1 protein-coding gene is annotated in these 1,368 nt (G+C 34.9%); it reads left to right on the top strand.

From position 1 onward, the window contains the following. Positions 1-29: 29 nt before the first annotated feature. On the top strand, positions 30-1,346 hold the full coding sequence (locus tag JCM21714_RS17725) for an IS1380 family transposase (RefSeq protein WP_035726482.1): 1,317 nt from the start codon (positions 30-32) through the stop codon (positions 1,344-1,346). Positions 1,347-1,368: the final 22 nt, after the last annotated feature.

Below are 1,368 nucleotides of genomic sequence, written 5' to 3'. Positions count from 1 at the left end.
CCAAATAACCAACAGAAAGGGTTCTTATAATGGCTACTTTAACTCAAAAATCATTATTTTTCAATCGTAAAATTAAATTATCGAATGATGGAGGAGAACTTTCCTCAGACACTGGTGAATTACTCTTCAGAGAATTTGATGAACAATTAGGATTCTCTAAAGTATTATCTGATCACTTAACGCTCCAAGACGATCGGAAATTTGTTTTTCACACTAACCAAAACATATTACGTCAAAAAATATATCAAATCATCGCTGGTTATTCTGAAGATGATGCATCTGACCAATTAACTAGTGATCCTATTTTCACTAAGCTTATCGGAGTAGATTCATTGGCTTCCCAGCCATCACTTTCTCGATTCTATTCTCGTTTTGATGAACAGTCTATTGATCATTTACTTCTAGGTAATCAATGTTTAGTTGATAAAGTCCATCGATTCAGAAAGTCTGATGCTATTATTTTTGATTTAGACTCCACACATGCGGATACTTATGGAGAACAAGAATCTACAGCTTATAATACCCATTATGGAACCGTCGGGTTCCATCCATTAGTTGCATTCGATGGCATAACTGGAGACTTTTTGAAAGCAAAATTAAGACCAGGAAATGTTTATACCTCAAATGGTGTTGTGGATTTCATTGAACCATTGATTAACCACTATAATGATACGTTTCCTGAAACAACCGCACTCTTAAGAGGTGATAGCGGCTTTGCAGTTCCGCAACTTTATAAGTTATGTGAGAAAGAGTCTGTATATTACGTCATTCGTTTAAAATCAAATCGTAATTTACAGCGCCTTGCAGATGAATACCATCCAAGTCACATCTCTTCTGATTTAACAGAGTCAGAGTGTTTGATCGATGAGACGGAATACCAAGCAAAATCCTGGTCAAAACCAAGAAAAGTAATTATTCGTTCTGAACGACCAGCAGGAGAATTATTTTTCACACATACATTCTTCGTTACCAATCTTGGAGATGCTTTCACTCCCGAAGCCATTGTACATTCTTATCAAAAACGCGGTACAATGGAAAATTTCATAAAAGAAGCAAAGAATGGATTTAACTTTGATCGCATGTGTAGTCATTCGTTTCAAGTAAATGAATCCCGTATGATATTAAGTTTACTTGCATACAACTTAGTCAATTGGATGCGAACACTTTGTTTTCCAACGCATCAAAAAAACATGCAAATTCAAACAATACGTATGCGAATAATTAAAGTAGCTAGTAAATTAGTAAAGACCGGGAGGTCTGCCTACTTTAAATTAGCTTCGAGTTTTGTTTATCAAGCTTTTTTCTGGCAAGTTCTTGAGCGAATACAAGAAATCCAAATTAAATAAGTACAGATACCAATTTTAAAAA

The sequence above is a fragment of the Gracilibacillus boraciitolerans JCM 21714 genome (genome assembly GCF_000521485.1).
Taxonomy (GTDB): Bacteria; Bacillota; Bacilli; order Bacillales; family Amphibacillaceae; genus Gracilibacillus; species Gracilibacillus boraciitolerans.
The sequence above is the reverse complement of the archived record's forward strand: the minus strand, read 5'-3'. Positions and strand labels throughout refer to the sequence as shown.

What these genes read in the sequence shown, in the direction of transcription:
- JCM21714_RS17725 (WP_035726482.1), top strand. Translation starts at nt 30, where the DNA reads ATGGCTACTTTAACTCAAAAATCATTATTTTTCAATCGTAAAATTAAA.